The 22,564-nt window shown below is 71.3% G+C and carries 13 protein-coding genes and 2 pseudogenes; 10 read left to right on the forward strand and 5 right to left on the reverse strand.

Annotated elements, in window-relative coordinates:
• Positions 1-55 precede the first annotated feature (55 nt).
• On the reverse strand, positions 56-505 hold the full coding sequence (locus ACFU5F_RS36855) for a DUF2690 domain-containing protein (protein ID WP_383897226.1): 450 nt from the start codon (positions 503-505) through the stop codon (positions 56-58).
• A 264-nt stretch (positions 506-769) separates the two neighbouring features.
• Between ACFU5F_RS36855 and ACFU5F_RS36860 the strand changes: the two genes are divergently transcribed.
• Positions 770-3,898, forward strand: coding sequence for a tetratricopeptide repeat protein (locus tag ACFU5F_RS36860; RefSeq protein ID WP_383897228.1), 3,129 nt, complete (start codon positions 770-772; stop codon positions 3,896-3,898).
• Positions 3,899-4,220: 322 nt separating this feature from the next.
• Here ACFU5F_RS36860 and ACFU5F_RS36865 read toward each other — a convergent pair whose 3' ends face one another.
• Positions 4,221-10,421, reverse strand: a complete 6,201-nt coding sequence (locus ACFU5F_RS36865) for a DNRLRE domain-containing protein (RefSeq protein ID WP_383897231.1) — start codon at positions 10,419-10,421, stop codon at positions 4,221-4,223.
• Between the two features lie 283 nt (positions 10,422-10,704).
• Positions 10,705-11,268 carry a hypothetical protein gene (locus ACFU5F_RS36870; protein WP_383897232.1) on the reverse strand — a complete coding sequence of 188 codons (564 nt, stop codon included), beginning with the start codon at positions 11,266-11,268 and terminating at the stop codon, positions 10,705-10,707.
• A gap of 502 nt (positions 11,269-11,770) precedes the next feature.
• On the opposite strand from ACFU5F_RS36870, the gene ACFU5F_RS36875 reads away from it, so the two are divergent.
• Entirely contained in the window at positions 11,771-14,455 is a 2,685-nt protein-coding gene (locus tag ACFU5F_RS36875) for a hypothetical protein (RefSeq protein WP_383897234.1), read from the forward strand.
• A gap of 604 nt (positions 14,456-15,059) precedes the next feature.
• On the opposite strand, the gene ACFU5F_RS36880 is transcribed toward ACFU5F_RS36875, so the two are convergent.
• Complete coding sequence (locus ACFU5F_RS36880) at positions 15,060-15,437, reverse strand: SH3 domain-containing protein (protein ID WP_383897238.1); 378 nt, start codon at positions 15,435-15,437, stop codon at positions 15,060-15,062.
• Positions 15,438-15,683: 246 nt separating this feature from the next.
• Between ACFU5F_RS36880 and ACFU5F_RS36885 the strand changes: the two are divergent.
• From ACFU5F_RS36885 to ACFU5F_RS36905, 5 genes and pseudogenes are all read left to right on the forward strand, one after another.
• Positions 15,684-15,863: pseudogene (locus tag ACFU5F_RS36885) on the forward strand (helix-turn-helix transcriptional regulator); the annotation flags it as partial.
• Between the two features lie 258 nt (positions 15,864-16,121).
• Entirely contained in the window at positions 16,122-18,047 is a 1,926-nt protein-coding gene (locus tag ACFU5F_RS36890; RefSeq protein ID WP_383897273.1) for an ATP-binding protein, read from the forward strand.
• Between the two features lie 122 nt (positions 18,048-18,169).
• A complete protein-coding gene (locus ACFU5F_RS36895) occupies positions 18,170-18,703 on the forward strand; it encodes an AAA family ATPase (protein WP_383897276.1) in 534 nt (177 codons plus the stop codon).
• A gap of 117 nt (positions 18,704-18,820) precedes the next feature.
• On the forward strand, positions 18,821-19,015 hold the full coding sequence (locus tag ACFU5F_RS36900) for a hypothetical protein (protein WP_383897241.1): 195 nt from the start codon (positions 18,821-18,823) through the stop codon (positions 19,013-19,015).
• Between the two features lie 67 nt (positions 19,016-19,082).
• Positions 19,083-19,194, forward strand: a pseudogene (locus tag ACFU5F_RS36905) (DUF664 domain-containing protein); the annotation flags it as partial.
• Positions 19,195-19,218: 24 nt separating this feature from the next.
• Here the strand turns inward: ACFU5F_RS36905 and ACFU5F_RS36910 are convergent.
• Positions 19,219-19,620, reverse strand: a complete 402-nt coding sequence (locus ACFU5F_RS36910; RefSeq protein ID WP_383897244.1) for a hypothetical protein — start codon at positions 19,618-19,620, stop codon at positions 19,219-19,221.
• A gap of 178 nt (positions 19,621-19,798) precedes the next feature.
• Between ACFU5F_RS36910 and ACFU5F_RS36915 the strand changes: the two genes are divergently transcribed.
• The 3 genes from ACFU5F_RS36915 to ACFU5F_RS36925 all read left to right on the forward strand — a co-directional run bounded on the left by ACFU5F_RS36915 (position 19,799) and on the right by ACFU5F_RS36925 (position 22,522).
• The gene (locus tag ACFU5F_RS36915) at positions 19,799-20,347 is read left to right on the forward strand and encodes a GNAT family N-acetyltransferase (RefSeq protein ID WP_383897247.1); all 549 of its coding nucleotides are present in this window, start codon (positions 19,799-19,801) and stop codon (positions 20,345-20,347) included.
• A 131-nt stretch (positions 20,348-20,478) separates the two neighbouring features.
• Positions 20,479-21,282, forward strand: coding sequence for a maleylpyruvate isomerase N-terminal domain-containing protein (locus ACFU5F_RS36920; RefSeq protein WP_383897250.1), 804 nt, complete (start codon positions 20,479-20,481; stop codon positions 21,280-21,282).
• Between the two features lie 862 nt (positions 21,283-22,144).
• Positions 22,145-22,522, forward strand: a complete 378-nt coding sequence (locus ACFU5F_RS36925; protein ID WP_383897252.1) for a peptidoglycan-binding protein — start codon at positions 22,145-22,147, stop codon at positions 22,520-22,522.
• Positions 22,523-22,564 lie beyond the last annotated feature (42 nt).

The raw sequence follows: 22,564 nt of genomic DNA on the forward strand, positions 1-22,564 counted from the left end.
GGCCCGCCGCGTGCGTCGCGGCGGGCCCGGCCCGGGCACCCGGGGGCGGTGCGTGTCAGTAGCTCGACGTGCGACCCGTGTAGGTCCGCGCGCCGCTGTCCCACTCGCCCTTGGCGAACGAGGTCACGTTGACGTCGTTGACCATCCGGGTGTAGCAGCCCGTGGCGCCGCGCTGCACGGCGCAGGTGTACTCGCGCCCGTCGGAGTTGCGGTGGACGGTCACGAACGGGGTGAACTGGCCGTTCCCGTAGCTCGCGTCGGAGATGCGCGCCCACGCCGCCCGGCAGCTCGGGCTGTAGCGCAGCTCCACGTACGCCTGGCCTATCCGCACCCCGCCCACGGGGGACCTCGCGTCGTCCGAGCAGTAGACGTCGGGGTCCTTGCCCTCGCAGGACGCGCCGTAGCAGCCGGCGGCCGGGGCCGCACTCGCGGGGGCGGCGACGGCGGTGCCCGCCCCGGCCATCATCAGGACGGACGCGGCCGCGGCCCAACGCCGAAGGTTCATGTTCTGTCTCCTCTTGGGGTGTTTATGGATCCAGGTCGACCGGGCCCCTGCCGAACCCCGTACGACAGGGGACCCGACGGCCCGATGCGACGCCCCGTCAGAATGCTCTCCGGTGGGGCTCGTTCGTACGGCGGAACGCCCGACGGCCTGCGCCGTGAGGATCTACGGTGGACCTTGCGAAAACCTTGTGACGGCCGGCGTGGGGCCGACCGGTCATCGAGGTGGCGAATAAGTCGGAGGACCAGTGGAAGCACGGCGGCAACGGTGAGACTGCACTTGCTCGGCCCCCTGGAGCTGCGGGTCGGAGGACGGGTGCGCGAGGTGGGGCAGCCGCGCCGACGGGCGGTCCTCGCGGCGCTGGCGACCGACGCCGGGCGTCCCGTCCCCGTGGACACCCTGATCGACCGCGTATGGGACGCCGATCCGCCCGACGGGGCCAGGTCGGTCCTGTACGCGCACATCAGCCGACTGCGACGGCTCCTGGAGGACGCCGCGTCGACCGAGTCGGAGGGCGCCCCGCGGGACGGGGAGGGCGGAGCGCTCCGTGTCGTCAGGGCCTCCGGTGGCTACGTCCTGGAAGCGGACGAGAACGCCGTCGACCTGCTGCTTTTCCGCGCGCTCGTCGCCCGGGGCCGGGCGTGCCCCACCGAGGCCGAGCGGGTGCGTGTGCTGGAGGATGCGCTGCGGCTGTGGCGGGGTACACCGCTGCCGGAGCAGGCCGGGGCCTGGGCCGAGCGCATGCGGACCGTGTGGAACGGTGAACGTGTCGAGGCGGCGCTCGCCTGGGCCGGAGCCCTCCTGCACGAGGGGAGACCACAGGAGGTGCCCGGCCTGCTCGGACCCATGGCGGCCGAGCACCCCCTGTCCGAACCCCTGGCGGTCATGCTCGTCCGCGCCCTGGGGGAGGCCGGGCGGACGGCGGAGGCGGTGCACGCCTACACCGCGATCCGGCGGCAGCTGGCCGACGAACTCGGTGTACCTCCGGGCCGTGAACTGCGGGCCGCGTACGCGGAGTTGCTGAGCGAGAGCGACACCGGGCAGCCGTCCGCCGAACCGCGCCCCGCGCCCGCCCCGGCCGTGACCGCCGCCCCCGCGCCGATCCCGTCACAACTTCCGATGGACGTACGTCCCTTCACCGGCCGTGACGACCAACTCGCCGAACTGACAGAGCATCTGTGCGCCGGGGAGGACGCCCCCCGAACGGCGGCGATGGTCGTCTCCGCCGTCTCCGGCACCGCGGGCGTCGGCAAGACCGCGCTGGCCGTCCACTGGGCGCACCGGATGCGGGACGCCTTCCCCGACGGGCAGCTCTACGTCGATCTGCGGGGCTACGACCCGGAGGAGCCGGTGTCCGCGACGCAGGCCCTGGCCGGGTTCCTCACCGCGCTCGGGGTCCCGGGGCCGGAGATCCCGTTGCGGCTCGACGACCGGGCGGCGCGCTACCGGACGGCCGTCGACGGACGGCGGCTGCTCGTCCTCCTCGACAACGCGGTCTCCGCCGCACAGGTCAGACCGCTGCTGCCGGGCGGCCCGGGCTGCCGGGTGCTGATCACGAGCCGGGACGCGCTGACGTCGCTGGTGGCGTTGCACGGAGCGCACCGGGTGGCCCTCGACGCGCTGTCACCCGACGACGCGACGGCGCTGCTGCGCGCGTTGATCGGACCGCGCGTGGACGCCGAGCCCGCCGAGGCAGCGGCCCTGGCAGAGCAGTGCGGGCGGCTGCCGCTGGCCCTGCGGGTGGCGGCCGAGCTGGTGCTGTCGCGGCCCGCGGAGCCCCTGACCGGCATGGTCGCCGAACTGCGGGACCGCCGACGACGGCTCGATCTCCTGGACGGCGACGGAGATCCGCGGGCCGCGGTGCGCACCGTGTTCTCCTGGTCCTACGACCGCCTCCCCGAACTGCCCGCCAGGCTGTTCCGGTTGCTGGGCCTGCACCCCGGTCCGGAGGTCGACGTCCACTCCGCCGCCGCCCTGACCGGCGAGTCCGCCGACCGCGCCCGGCGTGCGCTCGACGTGCTGGCCGGCGCGCACCTGGTGCAGCGGACCGGTCCCGGCCGACACGGCATGCACGACCTGCTGCGGGCCTACGCCGGGGAGCTGGCCGCCCGGCACGACCCGGCGCAGGACCGGGACGCCGCCGTGGCCCGGCTGCTGGACCACTGCCTGGCGGCGTCCGCGGCGGCCATGGACCTGCTCTACCCGGCCGAACGGCATCTGCGCCCCGCCGTCGAGCTGCCGGCCGCCGGACTGCCGCCGCTGCGGACGGCCGAGGAGTGCCGTGCCTGGCTGGCCGCCGCCCAGCCGACCCTGGTGGCACTGTGCTCGCGGACCGAGGAGCTCGGCCCGTCCGGGCACACCGTGCGCCTCGCCACCACCCTCCACCGGCACTACGAGCGGTCCGGGCACTACGCCGACGCCCTGACCGTCCACACCCACGCGCTGCGGGCGGCCCGCTCGGCCGGCGACGCCCGCGGCGAGGCCGACGTGCTGGTCTGTCTGGGGGCGGTACACCGGCGGCTCGGCGACTACGACAGCGCGCTCCGGCACCATGACACCGCGCTCGTGCTGTGCCGGCGCGTCGGGTACCGGACCGGCGAGGCCCGGCATCTGACCAACGTCGGAGTGCTGCACGAACTGCGCGGGCAGTACCGGGAGGCCGCCGAGCACCACGAGCGGGCTGTCGGGCTGTTCCGCGCGGAGGGCGACGCGCACGGCGAGGCGGACGTGCTGAACAACCTGGGCATCGTGCACGAGTTGCTGGAGGACTACCAGGCGTCGATCGAGAAGTACCGCCGGGCACTGGAGCTCTACCGCTCAACGGGCCACGCGCTCGGCGAGGCCAGCGCGCTCGGCAACCTGGGCATCGTCGTGGCCCGGCTGGGCGACCACGCGGCCGCGGCCGGATACTTCGAGCGCGCGCTGGCCCTGTTCCGACGGCTCGGCAACACCGGCGGGGAAGGGCACGCGCTGTCCAACCTGGGCAACGCGCTGCACGGTCTCGGCCGGGACGACGAGGCGGCCGCACATCAGCGCCAGGCCCTGGACCTCTTCCGCAGGACCGGGGAGCGCTACGGCGAGGCCGGCGCTCTCAACGGCCTGGGAGAGGCGCTGCACGGAACCGGACGGCACACCGAGGCACTCGACGCGCACGCCTCGGCGCTGGACGTGGCGTCGGGGATCGAGGAGCGGGAGGAACAGGCACGCGCCCACCTCGGCACGGCCCTGGTCCGGCAGGCGCTGCGGGATCCGGAGCGGGCCGCGCACCACCTCCGGACGGCGCTGGCGCTGTACACGGCGCTCGACTCGCCCCGCGTCGAGGAGGTGCGCAAGGCGCTCCTGCTCCTCGACACACCGGCTCGGACGGTCGAGGACACCGGGGCGGAGGAGAGCTGACGCAGGACGCTTCGAAGGTCAGGAGAAAGTCGGGGTGGAGACCGTCGATGTCTGCCTCGGCGACGACATCGCCGCCGTCGTCGGCCGGGGCGGCCGACACGGTGTCGGTATCCTTGTGGGTCACCTCGGCGTGGTCGGAGAGCCGCTGTCACGCCACCAGTTCACCGCGGGGCGCCGCGGCCGTGGTGACCACCTTCGGCGGCCTCATCCGCACCGGCGCTTCCCCCCCAGCCCTGCGTGCCGAGCGGGGTGGCGCGACCTCCGCACCACCCCGCTCTGCCCGTGCCCGCACGCGGCCGGTCTCAGGAACCGCCGGACGCGGCTAGACCATGTTCTTGCCCGCGGCGTTGGACTTCAGCTTGTGTTTCTTGACCGCGTCCTTGCAGAAGCGGCAGGCCGTCTCCTTCGCCTTTCCGTAGGTCCAGGCCGTGATCTTCCCTCCGAGTCTTCTGCCGACCTTGTTGTTGAACTGGTCGGCCTTGGAGTCACGTTTGGCGGCCTTGGTGCCTGCCGCGTTCCTCTCGTGGGCGTTGCCGAGAGCCTTGGCGAGGGAGGAGCCGACCGCCCAGGTCAGCATCGCCTGCCAGATGCAGTGCCGGTAGGCGTTCTGCTTCGCGCCGTTGGAGTATCTCTTCTTGGCCTCTCCGAGAGCCCAGTAGGTGATGTAGGACATGTCCGCACACCACAGCAGGAACAGGGCGCATATCGCGGCCTCCGGAACGAGGCTGTTGATGCTGTAGTTGCCGCTGATGTCGTAGCAGTTCACCGGGTCGGCGAAGCAGTAGTCGTAGGAGCTGGCGTTGCCCCCGACGATGCGGTCGACGGAGAGAAAACGTCCGCTGTCGGAGTCGTAGAGGCGGACCCCCATGAGGGTGACCGTGCTCGGCGTCTCCGACGAGCGCTGCTCCGCGCCGAGCCAGCCGTAGCGGGCCGCGTCCGTCCCGGGAAGGAGGTTGCCGTACTCGTCGTAGCTGTTGACGACGGGTGTGGTGGCGTCCGCCAGGGGGATCTGCGTGGTGATGTCGCCGTGGATGTTGGCGAGTTGGAGGACCACCTCGGCGGAGGTCGCGCCGGTGGTGGCGATCAGGCCCCCGGTCAGGTCGGACAGGTTCCGGGTGATCTTGTCGTCGCCCTCGCCGATCCAGGAGGGGTTGTCCCCGTCGGCGCCGTAGTGGCTGCGCGTGGTCGTGGTGGTGGACCAGGCGCCATTGTCGTCCTGGCTCTCCGTCGTGGACGAGGCGAGGCGGCCGGCCGCGTCGAGGCTCCAGGTGGTGCGCTCGCCGCGCGCCGTGATCCGGCGCACCAGATCGTTGGCGAAGTAGGCGTTCTCGGCCCCGCTGGACTGGGTGGTCGTGCGGCCGAAGGCGTCGTACGCGGTGCCGGTGGCGATCAGTCGGTCGGCGCTGTCGTAGGAGGAGTTGACCGTCGTGCTGGTGGGGGATCCCCCGTCCACGTCGTCGACCGTGGTCACCAGGGACGTGCGGTTGGTGTTGTCGTCGAACCCGTACCCGCGGTGGGTCGTGACACCGGTCTGGGTGTCGTCGGCCTTGGTCAGCCGGCCCGCCGCGTCGTAGGAGTACTCCTGGTACGCGCCGCCGCCGGTGTACGTGGTGCGGGAGACGACCTGGCCGTGGATGTTCTCACTGAGCGACTCGCCCTGGACGGTCCAGCCGGACTCCCAGTGCCAGTAGCGTGAGGTCTCGGCTCCGGTGGGGTCCAGGTTGAACTCCACGTCCATGTTCCAGGGCAGTTTCTGCTTGTACAGGCGCCCGTCGGAGTCGTAGGAGCCGGTGACGTCACCGATGCCGCCCATGACGGAGTCGTGCACCCGGGTCGGCAGCCCGGTGAGGCTGTCGTAGCTGTACGTGGTCTGCGACGGAGCCGAGTCGGACCGCCTGGTGACGCGGTCGCGGGCGTCGTACTCGGTGCGCGTGACGTTGCCCGCGCCGTCGTCGTAGGAGATCTCACGGCCGAGTCTGTCGGCGACATGGCGGACCGTGGTGGCGCCGTCCGACATGGTGGCGACCTGGCCGTTGGCGGCGTCGAAGGTGATGGTCTGCGTCGGTACGGCTGCGCCGACGCCCCCGGTGATCTGGATCTGCTTGCCTCGGCCGGCCGCGTCGTAGGTGGTGACGGTGGTACGGGTCACGCCGTTGGCGGTCTCGGTGACCTTGGTGACGTTGCCCCAGCGGTCGTACTCGAGGGTCTTGGTGGGCAGTTCATCGGGGTTCGGGCCACCGCCGGTGATCTTTCCGGCCGGGCCGCTGGAGCAGAGCAGATCAGCCCACTCGGGGCGGCCGGAGCAGGCCCCGGTCCCGCCGGCGGTCCAGTACCGGGAGACCGTCGTTCCGGCATCGGTGCCGTCGGACTCGGGTTGGCTGTTCCTGGTGATGCGTCCCTGGGAGTCGAAGGCGGAGGCGCGGGTCAGTTTGAGCCCGTTCGGGTCCGTCACCGTGCTGGTGGGCAGGCCCTTCACCCAGTCGTAGCCGGTGGTGCTGGTACGGACGTCGCCGTCGGCGGGGTAATCCTCGACGAACGCGCCGGTCGATGTCGTGGTCGGCTGGTCCATGACCTGAGCGGACCCGTCGGCGGGGCGGCCCTCGTCGTACCGGGTGACGGTGTGCTCCCGTGCGGGCACCTGGGTGCCGGCCGGGATGTCGGGGCTGTCGGCATCGCCCTGGAGCTGCTTGGTGAGGGTGACCAGGTGCAGCGGTGCGAGCCGGTCCACCAGCCGTCTGCCGTCGCTGGAGTACTTCGCGACGGTGGCCAGCTTCTGGGCGCGCTCCGCCGGCGAATCGGAGAGGATGCCGAGTTCGCTCTGGGTGTTGACCTGGTATTCCTCGTCGCCGAGGGCGAGTTCGCGGTTGGTGGCCCCCAACTCGAAGACGACGTTGCCGAACGCGTCGTACTGGGTGGTGGTCAGGTGCCGGCCGGGCAGGCCGGTGTTGACCTGGAGCCCCGAGGCGTTGGTGTAGGTGGTGGTCGCCTTGTCGTAGTCGCCCGCGCCGAGGTCGTTGCCGTTGTGCGAGGCGGGCACCCTGTCGGCGGGGAAGACGGCGGTGGCGTCCGTGGGGGTGTCGGTCTGTGCCCAGGTCCTGGCGTCGGCCGGGGACACCTGGTTGGGCGCCTTGGTGCCCGAGAGCGGCACGTCGTAGACGAGGGAGACCGCGGCCCTGCCGCCGTCGGGCTCGTCCTTGCTGCCCGGCTTCAGCGTGGGCCGGGAGACGGACAGCAGCATGCCGTCGCCGGCCACCGAACTGGCGCCCGCCTTGCCGTACTCGAACGTCCAGGGCAGCTCGCCCGGCGGGGTCTGGGTGACCACCCGGCCCGCGCTGTCGTAGGTGTAGGCCGTCTTCAGCGCCGGGGAGATCCGGGGATCCCACTGCTCACGCAGGCGCCCCGAGGCGTCGTACGCGTAGCTGGAGACGACCGTGGCGGTGGCGGTGGACGCCCCCGGGTCGGTGGACCACAGACGGAGGCGTTGGACCTGCCCGGCGTAGTCGCCGAGCGTGTTGCCGGTCGCCGTGGTCGTGGTGGCGTACTGGTACTCCAGGATCCGGCAGCCCTTGGTGGACGGGGCGTTGGCGCAGGTCTCGTTGCTCACCGCCGACGAGGGGGCGATCGCGTACTTCGGGCGGGCCAGTACGGTCCCGCCGACGGTGACCTTCTCCGAGTACAGCGAGGTGGTGGAGTTCTCCGTGGAGAGCGAGCTCTTGGCGAGCTGCCAGGTCGTCGCGGCCGCGTCGATCTTGGTGAACTGCGAGGTGGTTCCCTCGGTGTCCTTCAGGGTGAAGGAGCCCGTGAGACTGCCGGTGAGGGTCAGGGCCTCGGCCCCCTCCTCGGGCTTCCATCCGCCGCCGCTCTTCGCGGTGAACCCGGTCTCGTCCCCTTCGACGTCCACCAGCGCGACCGAGGTGTCCGACGTCTTGCGCAGGTACAGCGATTGGGAGTCGGTGAGTTCCGCGGCGGCGCCCGCGGTCCACTGCGGACCGAAGATGGCGACCTGCCCCTCCTGCTTCCCGCCGGCCGTCGGACGCCGGGAGGAGGCGGTGCGGTTGGCGGTCAGACCGAACGCCGAACCGTCGGTTGCGGAGAGTGTGTGGTCACCGGTGAGCATGTTCACGTCTCCCGGGCCGACGGCCTGGGTCGGCGCGGCACCCGCGTCACGGTCGACGGTGACGGAGGTGGCTGGGGAGGCGTCGGTGCCGGAGCCGTCGGTGAAGACCGCGCGGATGTCCACCGGACCGTCCTCGGCGAGGGTGTCGGTGAGGTTCCACACCAGTTCCTCCGGCAGACCGCCGGTCACCTTCACCGGCCAGGCGGCGACGGCCGCGTTGTCCGACTTGCGGCGCACGTCGGCGACGGGGACGTCCTTCCAGCTGTCGGTCTCACCGCGCCGGTACTGGTAACGGGCCCCGGTGTCCACGGTCTTGCCCTGGCCGGACAACACGGTCCGCCGCGCCGGCCGGTCCCCCTGGGCCGGCGTCAGCAGGGCCGCGCCCGAACCCGCGTAGAAGACGAAGGTGGCGGTGGCGGAGGCGTTGCCTGCGGCGTCCTTGGTGCGGGCGTACAGGGTGTGCCTGCCCGCGCGGAACACCGGCTTGGCCGTCGCGGCGGCGCCGGTGGTGGCGATCGTCTGCCAGGCTCCGCCGTCCAGCTGCCACTGGACTTCCTTGACGTCCGTCGACGGCGGCGTGAAGGTGAAGCTTCCGGTGAAGTCACCGCTGCCGTTCGGCGTGCCGGACCACTGCCCGGCGGGGAAGTCGCCGGAGGCGACCGAGGTCGCGGCAGGGGAGGCGGTGTCCACGGTCAGGGTACGGAAGGCCGACCAGGCGCTGGTGGCGGAACCGTCCCCGGCCCGGACCCGCCACTTGTAGGAGCCCGCCGGGAGGGCGGCCGGGGTCCAGTTGGACTGGGCACCGGAGGCGACCGCGCCGCCGGAGCCGGTGCGCAGGGCGGTGGTTCCGGTGGACGTCCACACCTCGTAGTCGAGGGTGACCTGTGAGCCGTCGCCGTCCAGGGCCTTCGCCGACAGCGTCGGGGTCGTGTCGTTGGTGGCCGCCGCGCCGAGCGGGGCGATCAGGGTCGGCAGCTCGGGGACCGAGTTGTAGGTCACCGACAGATAGGGCGTGTTCGAGGCGGCGTTGCCGGAGTGGAACCGCTTCCAGCCGTACGGGTCGGTCTCGTCCGTGGCCCGCACGCCCAGGTGGTGGGTGGCACTGCCGCCCGCCGCCCACGCCTTCACCAGGGAGGTCACGTCGGCGTTGACCCATCCGTCGGCGCAGGCGCTGGAGAAGCCCTTGGTCTGGGTGCTGGTGGCGTACTTCGTCCCCCAGGACGGCTGGGCCGACCAGCGCGAGGACGTGCTCGCGGCCCCGGTGGACCACACCTCCCAGCTTTTCGCGGTGCAGGACCACGAGTGGTACGCGAACAGATTCAGCTTCGCCGCCGAGATCTGCTTGCCCGTGATGTTCTTCATCGGGAACGACAGGAACGACCGCGCCACCTGGGAGGAGCCGTTGTTGCCGAGCTTGAGGTCCGTGGAGGCGGACTGGTCGGTCGTGGTCCCCTCCTGGACGAAGGTGTCGAAGCTGGACCCCACGTTGATTGCCGGGTCGATCGTCACCGGGAACCGCGTCGCGCGGTCGGCCAGGAACTTCGCGTCCGGTGTGAGGGTCAGGGTGACGGTGTCGCCGTCCTGGGCCACCTTCACCCCGACCGGGGCGGTCCGCTTGTGCTCACCGGACTTGGCGTCGACCTGGGCGTCCCACATCACCGGCGTCGGCAACGTCCCGACGGACTTGCCCTTGGCGTTCGCGAAGGAGACCGAGCCGTCCTTCTTCTCCTTGGCGGTCAGGCCCTTGGCGGTGAGGCTGTAGGTGATCGCGCCGCTCGCGTCGACGGCGGAACGGGTCTTCAGCTCCAGGAACTGCTCGTAGCCGGTACGCGTCGACTCGATCAACAGGTCCGTCGAGGGCAGGGCGCCCCGGTAGCGGGCGACGTTGTCCTCCTCGCCCTCGATCACGGGCGCGGGAAGGGCCCCGTACCAGCCCAGTTGCATGCGCTGTCCGGTGCGGCCCTCCAGTGTCACCAGGGGCACACCGGCCGAGCCCGTGCTCTCGCCGACGCTCTTGAGCCCTTGGGGAGCCGTGGTCCTCCCGGCCAGGCGCAGCCCGTGCGGATGCTGTCGGGCGCCCACCGCGCCGTCCGAAAGCTTCCGCAGCGAGACGTCGATGTCCTGCCATCGGTCCTGGTCGTCCTGGAACCGGATCGGTCCGGCGTACGCCTCCTCCGTCACCGAACCGTCTGGGCCGACGTACACCGTGGACTTCTCGGTACGGGCGTCCAGCGCCTCGATCCGACGGTTCTGGATCTTCGCCTTCAGGCGGGCGGCGGCCACGGATCCGGCGGTCGCGGACCCGAGGTCCTTCGCCCGCTTGTCCCGGCCGGCGGCGGGGGCTTCGCGGCCCAGGCCGACCGCGACGGTGGAGGTTCCAGCGATCAGGGCAGTTTCGAACGCCATCGCCAGGACGACGGTCGCCGCCACCGATCGGAGGCGTCTTCGCCGGGCCGGCGGAAGGAAGGGCTGGACGGACGGTCTGCCCGCCCTCCGCCCGGGTCTGCGGAACGTGGCTATCAAGCTCACTCCTTGCAACGGTGCGGGATCTTCCCGCAAGCACCTGATGATCTTTACAGCGTGCTTATGGAAGTCAATCCGTTACATGACGAGTGATCACTTCCGGCCAATGTTGGCCGGGAGTGGATGACTTGCTCGCCTGCCGTCGCCCGGGGCCTGGGGCCTGACCTCAGTCGGAGCAGCTGTTCGCGGACCCGTCGGCCGTGGAGCTGAGGGACACGCGGTAGCCGACCCCGGAGTCGAACTCGGGCCCGGGCTTGCTCTCTTCCGCTTCGAGGATCGCGTCGGTCAGGAAGTAGACGTCCAGGATCGTCGCGTCGTCCTCCTTTCCGCGGGTGAAGCACAGGTTCGTGGCCCGGTCCTCCTTCGATGACTTCTGCGTGGCCCGGGACGGCTGCCATCCCTCGCGCTCCGCCGCGGTCCTGTAGTACCGGGTGACGTCGGCCTTGTCGCCGGGGAAGACATAGGTGCGGTCGGCGTACAGCCACGCCTCGCCGCTGTCCTCCCAGCAGCCGGCGTCGAGTTTCTCGAAACCCTTGGGCGCGATGGTTCCCCGAGGCCGCGCGTCGAGAACGCCGTACGACTTCAGCTCGTCCACGCGGCTCCCGGTGCCCTCACAGCTCGCGGCGGAGGCGGCATCCGTGAGCGGCTCGCACCCGGTGAGAACTCCGGTCACCAACGCGGCCGTCAGCAGGACGGAGGCGCCCCGGCCGGTTCCCTTTCGAGATGCCAAGTCGACTCCTACGGTTCTGCGGTGGAGGCGCCTGGGCAGTCGGCTTCACTGCCTGGCACTGGATGTATGCGTTTAGTGACATTACCATCTCTTCCACTGATCACGGTTGGAACGCAACTCCCATGACCCCAGGGCATGTTCCCTCACTCCTGGGTACGGATCGGACCGCGTCGGAGTGGTCGGCGAGGAGGTCCCCTGCTGCCCCACGACGGCCTTGACGGCGGGGCCGGGCGTGGCACCCGTTTCACTGCCGCGCCGGCGCCCCATCAGCGAAGCGCGTGGCCCGTACGGTCGGGGTCTCAGGGTCACCCTCCACCTCCGGATGGAGGCCACTCTCGGGGACAGTCCAGGGCCGGGCCCCTTCCCCCGCAGGAGGTTCGGATACCTGTCGCATGGTGCGCTGGACGGTATGGCGATCGACAGGCGTACCACAGTGACGGCGGTAACGGCCACGGCGACGGCCGTGGCGGTATGGGGGCTGGGGACGTTCGCGTCGGCAGCGATGAGACTCGGGCGTCGCGACGGAGGCCCGGGCTCCCGGCCGGTCGCGGTCACGGTGCAGGGTGAGTCGGCCGCCCGCTCGAACATCCCTGCACGAAGGGACCGGCGGGCGTCCGGCGGGGCGTTGCTCGCCCTGGAGACCGACCGGCGTCCGCCCGCGTCGGGTTGGTACGCGACGTACGAGGTCGAGGTGCCCGCGCCGGGCCCGTACCGGGTGGAGGCGGTGGCGACCGTCCCGGTCGAGCACCCCCATGTCGAGGAGACCGGCTCGTACTTCGCGCTCGCGGTCGATGACGGGCCGCCGGTCCCGGTCTCCCGTTCCCAGCCGTTCTGGTACGAGTCGGCTCCCGCGTGGGGGGACCTGGCTCGGCTGGACCTGGGAGTCGTGGAGCTCCGTGCTCCGCGACGGGACCGCAAACACACGATCACCTTCGTGGTGGACGAAGCGAGCGTGCTGTCGACCTCCACCGGATACCGCTTCCTCCTCGACCGTTTCACGCTGACCCCCGTGACCCGGGTGGGGCTGAGGGAGATCCACCTCGGCGACCCGGACGCGCTGGGGGTCCACCGGGGCGAGAACATGCCTGAGCTGCGCTTCGTCCTCCAAGCGCGCACGGACCGGGTTCGGCGGCTGCCCTTCACGGTCACCGACTACTTCGGCGAGCGGGTCGCCACCGGAACGGCCACCGTGCCCGCGGGCCGGGCCTCGGGGTCGGTGACGCTTCCCGCACTGCCGCCGGGGCACTACCGTGTGGAGTCGGAGGGGTTCACCGGCTGCTTCGCCCGGCTCCCCGACCAGCGGCCCGTGCCGCGCGGACGGTTCGGCGTGAACGCGTACGTCTTCTCGCTCGTCCCCCCGTCCCGGCTGGCGGCCTTCGCCTCCGCGATGCGCGAGATGGGCGCCCACTGGGTGCGCGACGGAATGGCGTGGCCCGCCGCCGAGCCCCGGCGCGGGGTGTACGACACCCGGTTGTACGAGGGCGTGCGGCGGGAGTTCCGCGCACACGGGCGGGCGGTGCTGGACGTACTGACGACCGCTCCCGAGTGGGCGATGACCGACGCCTCGCTGCCGCTGACCGCCGATCTGCGGGACACCTACCGCTACGCCGCCCACCTCGCGGCCACCTCTCCCGACGCGGTCCAGCTGTCGAACGAACCGGACATCGACACCACCGGCTCGACGGGTGACCAGCACGCGGCGTTCGTGAAGGCGGCGGCGCTCGGCATCCGGGACACGACCCGGTCCACGACCGTGGTCCTGCCCGGGATCGCCGACGTCGGCAGCCACTTCCAGACGCTGATGCTCCAGAGCGGCGTGGCCCGGTACGCCCACGCGTGGGCCTTCCACGGCTACCCGGACCCGGCCGACCAGGACGAGCCCGAGGTCCCCGAGACCGCCGCCGCCCAACGGGAGGTGCGGCGACTGTACGGCGGGCAGGAGCTGCCGATGTGGATGACCGAGTGCGGGGCCTTTCTGAGCGCCACCCCCGGCACCGACCTCACTCCCGCCCAACAGGGTGTCCAGGCACGCTACCTGGTCCGCTCGACGGTACTGAGCCTGGCGGCGGGCACGGAGCGGCACTTCTGGTTCGGCGCCCCGCCCATTCACGACGACGGCGTGTACTTCGGGCTGCTCAGCAGGGAGTTCCAGCCGTGGCCCGCGTACAGCGCGTACGCCGCCCTGACCTCCCTGCTGGGCGAGGCGCGGTTCGTGGAGCGCCTGCCGGGGCATGCCCAGGCGTACGTCTTCGCGGCAGGTGAGGGCCGGCGCGTCCTGGTGGCGTGGTCCGGGAAGGGCCCGGAGACATGGGTGAAGGTACCGGCGGGTGGTGGGGGAGAGGTGTACGACATCATGGGCCGACGGATCGGAAGGGTCCCCGGCTCGGGCCGGGTGCCGGTCACGGTGGATCCGGTGTACGTCGTGTACGAGGGGCGGACACCCGCCGGGCCGCGCGGCCCGGCCCCGCACCCCCTGTCCGCCGCCGACCACATCGTGCTGAGCCAGCGCTTCGAAGCCGCCGACGCGGCACCGAACAAGGCAGACGGCGACGCCGAACCACCGCTCGGCTACCGGCTGCGGACCACCACCCGCATGTCGGTCGACGTCTACAACTTCAACGACGTGCCGGGGCGCGTCACCGTGACCGGCCGGGCCTTCGGCGGCTGGACCGTCCGACCGGCGAGGCGCACGGTCACGGTTCCCCGGGTGGGGCGGGTGGCAGCGGAGTTCACCGTCGTGGCGGGACAGGGCGTACGGCGGGGCGTGGACCACCCGCTGGTCTTCGAGGCCGCGCTCGACGGTTGCGCGGTCACGCCGTCCGTCTCGCGCGTCCAGCGCCGCGCTCGCCGCCGCGGTCGGCCGCTGCCGCTCGCTCCCTCGATCACCGAGATCTCCACGGACGGATGCCTCAAGGCCCGGGTCGCCGACCCGCTGTCCGGGGTGGACCCGGCACGCGTGACCGTCGAGGTGGACGGCCGCCGTGTACCGGCGCACTACGACATCGGAACAGGGCTGCTCACGGCCGCCCTGGACCGGTCGAGCCTGGGCCCGGGCCGCCACGAGGTGTGGATCCACGCGTACAACAGGGCACACGCCCCCGCCCAGGCGACGGTGCGTTTCGAGGTGGGGGACCGAATGTGGTCGGCCCCGCCCCCTGCGGCCGGCCCCGGGCAGGCCGCGCAGTAGCTGGGCGGCGCGCGGTCAGTCGTATCCGGGCCCGGCGCCGCCACGATCTCCGGGTGGTCCGCTTCCACCGGCCGACGGCGACGACGTGCCCGACGGCCTGGCGGAGCTGGACCGTGGCCGGCGCGGGCGTTGTCCGCGCCGGCCTGGGGGCGGACCGCTCCAGGCACTGCCGTCCATGAGGTGCGGCCTGTCTGGGGGGCATGCCGGTCCGTCGATGCCGCACCGTGCAGCCGACGGACCCGGGCAGACCTGGCAGAGCCGACGGACCGGGCAGACCAAGCAGAGCAGGCGGGTCGGACGGACTCGGGGAGCCTTGCAGGCCAGGAGGACTCGGCAGCCAGGACCGCGCCTTGAGCCGCACGGCGCGGGTGGCCCGGGGCCCATGGATCGCCCCCCGAACGGCGCGGGCCCCGGCCGTTCACGGAGCGGGACTTCGGCAAGAAGGCCCACCCCGCTGCCACGCTCCGCCGAGACGGTCGCCCAGGTCAGCCCGGTTGCGCGCCAGGGCGAGCCGGCTCACCCTTCTGCCGCTCGACGGAGCCGATGGGCGGCCGGAGTCTCCCAGGGGTGACGCACGAGGGCTCCGCCGGCGTGTGGCCGTCGATCAGAAGCCGCACCAGACGCGGGAGCCGCCGGAGGGCAGCAGTGTGTCCTTGACCCACCCCGAGCTGCCGTCGGTGTCGTTTCTGAGGTAGGTCCAGGTCCCGCCGTCGCCCGAGGTCCAGCAGTGGTAGTCCAGGACGTTCTGATTGTCGGCCCAGCCCGTGTTGCCGCAGCTCGCGCTGGAGCCGCTGCGCTGGTTCGCGCTGACGCCCGCCGTCTGCCTCGGCCACGACCTGTTGTCCATGTCGCCGACGGTCCGGCCGCAGTAGGCCGCCGAGGAGGCGGGCCCGGCGGTGGCGACGACGGTCACCGGAACGGCGATGACGGTCACGGCCGCGGCCGTGAGACCGTATTTGGCCAGCTTGGATCCGAGGCGCATGGTCACTTTTCCTCCTGTGTGTGGAATCCGTGAGGGTGCTGCGATGCCGGACGAATGTGTGTCGACGTGGCAAACAGTCGCAGCGCGACGCTCGGCGCGGCCAGGAAAGCGACACGCAACTGACAGGCAACTGTGCCGCGTTCGACCCGCACGTGGCCGGATGTCCTCTCACTCGACGCGGGCGGAGGGGTGGGAGGGTTGGGGCAGCCGAGCGGCGGGGGCACGGCGGGGGCCGGGGAGTTGCCGATGCTGGGTGAGGTACTGCGCGACCACCGTCGCCGACTGGGGCTCACACAGGAGGAGTTGGCGGAACGGTCGGGCGTGAGTGTCCGCACGATCTGCCATCTGGAGACGGGCCGCATCGAGCGCCCGAGACCCGCCACGGTGCGGCGGCTGGCCGATGGGCTGGCCTTGTCGGGAGCGGGCCGGGAGGAGTTCCGGCGGACGGCTGACGGAACCTCGCAGCAGCCGCAGGTGCCGAGTCCCCCGGTATCGGATTCCCCTCCGGTGACGTGGGTGACCGCGGGCCAGGCGGCGACCCTGGCTGTTCCGGCACAACTACCCGCGCCCTTTCCCGGGTTCAGTGGCCGAGATGAGCAACTGAACACGCTGGACGCGTTGTTGGCCGACATCTTGAACCGACGGCGTCCCGGAGCCGGACCCGGGGCCGTGGTGATCTCCGCCGTGACGGGCACCGCGGGTGTGGGCAAGACGGCGCTGGCGGTCCACTGGGCGTCCCGGGTGGCCGCGCGCTTCCCGGACGGGCAGTTGTACGTGAACCTGCGCGGCTTCCATCCCAGCGGGTCGGTCATGACATCGGCGGAGGCGGTACGGGGATTCCTGGATGCCTTCGAGGTGCCGGCCGAGCGCGTGCCGGCCGACCCGGAGGCGCAGTTCCGCATGTACCGGAGCCTGTGCGCCGGCAAGCGGATGCTCGTCCTGCTGGACAACGCCCGCGACGCCGAACAGGTCAGGCCGCTGCTGCCCGGCGCACCCGGCTGCCTGGCCCTGGTCACCAGCCGCCACCAGCTCACCGGCCTGGTCGCGGCGGACGGCGCCCGGCCACTCCGCCTCGGTCTCCTGACCGTGCTCGAGGCCAGACAGCTGCTGGCCCACCGGCTCGGTTCCGACAGGTTGGCGGCGGACCCCGCGGCCGTCGCGGAGATCATCGACCGCTGTGCCCGCCTCCCCCTCGCCCTGTCGATCGTGGCTGCCCGCGCGGCGGCCGATCCGCAGTTCGGGCTCGCCGAGTTCGCCCGCGAACTGAGCCGCTCCGACGCAGGATTGGATCCGTTCGCCGACGACGACCCCGCGACGGACGTACGTGCCGTCTTCTCCTGGTCGTACCACCGCCTGAGCCCCGGGGCGGCCCGGCTGTTCCGCCTGCTCGGCCTGCATCCGGGCCCCGACGTCACCGCCCCCGCGGCGGCGGCTCTGACCGGCGTGAGACCTGAACAAGTACGGTCGCACCTGGGAGAACTGACCCGGGCGCACCTGCTGAACCAGCACTCGCCGAGCCGCTACACCCTGCACGACCTGCTCCGCGCGTACGCCACGGAACTGACCGAGGGGCACGACCCGGAGTGCGACAGACGCGCCGCCCTCCGCCGCCTCCTCGATCATTATCTGCACAGCGCGGCGACGGCGTCGGACGCCCTCAGCTGGTACCGGGACCCGATACCGCTGATGGAGCCGGACCCCGCTGTCGTAGCGCAGCAGCTCACCGTTCCCGCACGGGCGTCGGCCTGGTTCACGGAGGAACTGCCGAACCTGACGGCGGCGGTGGGCCAGGCCTCCAGGGCCGGCTTCGAGACCCATGCCTGGCAACTCGCCTGGGCGATGACCGCCTTCTTCGACCTCGCGGGCCACTGGCAGGAGTGGGTCACCACGCACCGGCAGGCGCTGGACGCGAGCAGACGGTCCGGCGACACCGTCGGGGAGACGCGCACCCTCCGCAACCTCGCCCGTGTCCGCTCCCGTCAGGGCCGCCACCAGGACGCCCTCGTCCACCTGCGCCGCGCGGAGGGCCTCGCCCGCGATCTGGACGACCCGGTGGCCCAGGCCCAGGCACTGCGCAACATGAGTACGGTCCTCGGCCGCCGGAAGCGGCACACGGACGCACTGGACCTCGCCCAGCGGGCGCTGAGCCTCTTCGAGGCCGCCGGTCACCGCATAGGGCAGGGCAGGGTCCTCAACCAGATCGGCTGGCACCTGTCGTGCCTCGGCGACCACCGGCAGGCTGTGCACTACTGCCGACGGTCCCTGCACATCGTCCGGGAACTGGTCGACCGCGACGGCGAGGGCGCCGCCTGGGACAGTCTGGGCCGTGCCCACCACCTCCTGGGCGACCACCGGGAGGCGATCACCTGCCTCGGCCACTCACTGCGTCTGCGCCGGGAGCGCGGCGATCTGGGCGAGATCGCGCAAACCCTGGACCACATGGCCGAGGCCCACCTGTCCCTCGGCGACCGAGCCGGGGCCACGGGGTGCTGGCGCGGGGCCCTGGAACTCCTGGAGCACCTGGGCCACGGGGACGCGGGCAGGATCCGCGCGCGCTTGGGGGAGGCGGAGACGTCGTGGACCTCCCCGGTGGGATCTTTGCTCAAGTAGGTACCCCAGGCTGTCAGCCCAGGCATCACGCTCCTGCACACCAGCCCTGCCCAAGCGACGCCCATGCCATCTCAAGCTGCTGTATGCGCTGTCGGTACCCCGTCGATAACGTGATCGCCGTGATGGTGGGCACCGAAGAAACCCGGCTGGTCGTGGTCCGGGGCAACAGCGCTTCAGGGAAGTCGTCCGTCGCGTTCGGCCTTCGCGAGCGGTTCGGCCGCGGCTTGGCGTTGGTCGGCCAGGACAACCTCCGCCGCACAGTCCTCCGGGAGCGTGACCGGCCCGGCGCCGCGAACATCGGACTGATCGACCTGACCGCCCGCTACGCCCTGGACGCCGGATTCCACGTCGTGGTCGAAGGCATCCTCTACGCCGACCGCTACGGTGACATGCTCGCCCAGCTGCGCGCCGACCACCGCGGCCCGACCCACGGCTACTACCTGGACGTGCCGTTCGGTGAAACCCTCGCACGCCACGCAACCAAGTCGATCGCCGACGACGTCAACGAGGCGCAGCTGCGCGACTGGTACCGGGAGCGCGACCTGCTGCCCGGCGGTATCGAGACCGTCATCAGCACCGACAGTGCGCTGCACGAGACCGTCGACCGCATCATGAACGACACCGGCTTGGTCCACCTGCCTCCCGTGGACCGCTGACCGGTGTCCTGTGCGTACGGCTGTGGTGGCACCGCTACCGGGAGACCGTCCCCTCGGTGCCGTCATGGTCGACCAGGGGAAGTGAGTGTGCTTACGGTCGCCGGGGGAGGGGAAGTGATGATCTCCATGACGAGCGTGATGCAGCACTACGGTCTCCTGTGGATCGACCCGGACGGCGCCCCACAGGCGTCGGCCGGCAGGTACGACAAACGGTCCGCGAAGCATCGTCGTACCGAACTCAAAGCCGTGGGCTGCACTCGGGTCGAGATCGTGCCGGTCAGGCCGGGCGAAGTTCCCGAGCCTGTTTCCTGAGCGAAGGTCTCGTCTCGGACGGTTTCTGCCGACGTCGGCAAGCAGGCCCAGGGAGCCGTGCGCCCACGGTCTCCACGTCGGCCTGCGCTGGATCCTCCTCCACCTCACCGAGGAGACTGCCCGCCACAACGGCCCACCTGGACATCCTGCGCGAGATGCTCGACGGCACGACCGGCGACCGCAGGGTGTTGCAGAAGGCTCGGTCAGGCGTCGGGGTCGACTTCGGGGTGCGTGAACCGCATGGGTTTGCCCAGCGACCGGGCGTAGGCGATTTCGGCTCGGGTGCTGTCTCCGATGTAGTCGCCCACCACGAGTACCTCATCGGCGAGCCGGATCTTTGCTCGGTGCAGATCGTCGAGTCGAACCTTCAGCGCCTCGGCCTCGACAGGATCGGACCAGAGTTCGTGCGGCGCCTTCATGTCGCAACCCGGTTTGACGACAATTCTTCCGGCTTTGGTCTCCCGCAGATCGGCCTCGGTCATCTCGGCCATGAAACGGGTGGAGCCGCAGATCACGACGATACGTGGGAGGCTCAGCTCCTGCTTCGCGTCGGCGAGCTTCCCCTCAGGGGTGCGCGGTTGAGGGTATGACACCGGTTCCTCCATGGTGCTGTGGTTCAAGGGACGCCTGCGGAGACGAGGAGGAGGGTGTCCAAGACCGTCTTATGGACAACGACGTGGACACCCTCGCGACAGGACTCTAGGCGACGATCGAACGGCGGCCAGCGGACCGTGACCTGGCAACAGCAACAGCAACAGCAACAGCGTTGCTAGCCTGGCCGGCATGGCTGACCCCAGACCTCTCGCCTGGCCACCTGCCCCGATCAGGACCGAGCGGCTCGTACTCCGTGAGTCGAAGCCCCGGGACCGCGCAGCGGTCATCGAGCTGAACGCCTCGCCAGAGGTGAACGCTTATCTCGGCGGGCCTCAACCACGCGCCGAGCTCGAACGCACGGTGCCTGAGGTGCCCGGGCAGGGCCGTGGCTGGTTCGTGGTCGAGCTCGACGGAGCGATGATCGGAACGGTACAGCTCAGACCACACGCCCCCGAGAGTCCGAACAACTCCCGTCGGGAAGTCGGGGAGACGGAGCTCGGCTACTTGTTCCTGCCGACGGCGTGGGGCCGCGGGTACGCCACCGAGGCGTGCACCGCGGCACTCGGCTGGTTCGCCGACGCGCTGCCCGGAGAACCGACGGTGCTCTACACCCAGACCGCCAACGCCGGCTCGATGCGTCTCGCGGCGAAGCTGGGGTTCACCGAGGTCGAACGGTTCGAGGCGTGGGGCGCCGAGCAGTGGTTCGGCGTGCGGTCTTCGCCCATGCCACCCGATTGATCGGGGTTGCCGCAGGTCCGCACGTCAGCTCACCGTACCCGGAAGGAGGACGGACGGCGGGGCCCGGGTGTGGGTTCGACGGCTGTGAAAATCGCCGTCCGATCACTGAAAGGCAGTGATAGAGAGTCCGGGTGACAACGACACTTGCGTTCCCCGCTCTGCTGCGACTGATCGACGAACGGTCAACCGCCTTCCGGGCCGCGGTCGCCTCCGCGCCCAGCCTCGACGTACAGGTGCCGACCTGCCCCGAGTGGACGCTGTTCGATCTGGCGCAGCACATCGGCGAGGGCCGCCGTGACTGGGCCGCCACCGTTGCCGCAGGGCCCGCTCAGGCCAAGTCGGCAGCGGAGGGTGCCCCCGCTGCGCCTCGGGAGCGCGAGGCGCTGCTGGCCTGGTTGGCGGAGTCCACGGAGCAACTGGTGGACGCACTGCGGAAGGCCGGTCCGGATCGCGGTTGCTGGACGTGGTGGGAGACGTCGCAGTCGCCGCAGACCTCCGGTGCCGTAGCTCGGCACCAGCTCCAGCAGATGGCGGTGCACACCTACGACGCCCAGATCACCGTGGGTGCCCCGGAGCCGCTGCCGACCGAGGTGGCACTCGACGGTGTCGACGAGTTCCTGTCCACCTGCGTCGCAACGACAAGTGCCTGGCCGCACCAGCCCGCTACCATCGACTTCCACGCCTCCGAGGGCCACTCCTGGCGCCTCTCGCTCTCCGCCGACGGCGCACGGACCGACCGCGTCCCCGTGCCCGGCACCACGCCGGCCACCGCTGCCGGCCAGGACCCGGACGCTGCCTCCCCCTCCGCTTCCGCTCGGGGCACGGCCAGCGAGCTGGTCTTCATCCTGTACGACCGCATCCCGTTCAACTCCCTGAAGCTCGACGGCGACCGACGTCTCTTCGACCAACTCAGCGCCTGGGACCCGGATGAGTAGGACGTGACGATGCGCCCCCTCGTACGCTCCGAGGCGTGCCCGCCGCCAACGACTGCAACCGCGCCGCGGTGGCCCCGGGGCCGCTGAGGGAGCGGACCGCCACGCCAGCGAAGCAGTTGACCGAGGCGGCGGCCCACACGCCGGTGAATGCGTGACGGCCGAGCTCGTTGAGGTGACGTTGTCTGAGCGGGGACAACCGGGCGATGCCCTCGTCCCGGATCGCGTGCCCCCCGGCCTGCGGCCGGCGACCGCAGCGTCGATCGCGGCGCCGATGCAGCGGGTCGTCCAAGTACGACCAGAGCGCGAAGACCGACGCGAAGGTGCGGCTCCGCCACCATCAGCGACGGAACACTCCGCTGTCGGGGGCGGTCGCGTGCGCCGCGTCTTCGTGCTCTACGCCGTCGCGCAGGACGCGACGGCGGAGCGGTGGTCGAGGTGCAGTGCGTCTCGGGCGACGAGACGGAGGACGGGGCCGAGCCGGGCATACGGAGTGATCCGGTGGCGGTGAAGGAGTGGCTGCGCAGGGACACCCAGAAGACCTGCGCCACCGGCGGAGCTTCGGGGACTACGCGGTGCCGGAGCCGCCGGGGGAGGCGCCCTGTGACGACGGTGAGGGGGGAACGTCGCCGACGCCTTCCGGAATGTCTCACTTCGCAAATTCATGCCGCGGTATTGGACATTCCAGTACGGCCGTTGTCCCTGGTGGCGTCGCGCCTGTAGTTACCCGAATGGAGTGACTCGCAGGTCAGCTGTGACGGTGGAGAAAGGGGTGACCCGGCCGGAACACTCCTTCACGCTGGAGCGCGGCTACTCATAGCTTACGAGTCGTCCGAACTGTCACCCAGCGCAGGAGTGAACAGAAATGACACGCATCCGAAGGCTCGCCGCATCCGCCGCGGTCGTGGCCGCGTTGATGGCCGGTACCAGTGCCATCTCCATGACCAGCGCGACGGCGGCCCCGGCTGCCCCGGCGAAGGAATTCGCCCCCACCGCCCTCTACTGCGGGTACCACGGTGCCGTCACCCCGCCCGAGATCGCGTACGGCAGCACCGGAAACGCCGTGCGCGAGGCCCAGTGTCTGCTCCAGTACTGGGGCTTCTACATCGGCCCGAGCGGTGTCGACGGTGACTTCGGCAGCAACACCCGAGCGGCCACCCGCGACTTCCAGGCGACCTGCCGCATAGGCGTCGACGGCCGCATCGGGCCCATCACCTGGAACCGCCTCCGCAACGGCTGCTGACCGCATTCGTGCCTCACTGTCGGCCCGTTGTCCCCGACCGCG

Origin of the sequence: Streptomyces sp. NPDC057438 (genome assembly GCF_042802995.1) — a bacterium.
GTDB lineage: Bacteria > Actinomycetota > Actinomycetes > Streptomycetales > Streptomycetaceae > Streptomyces.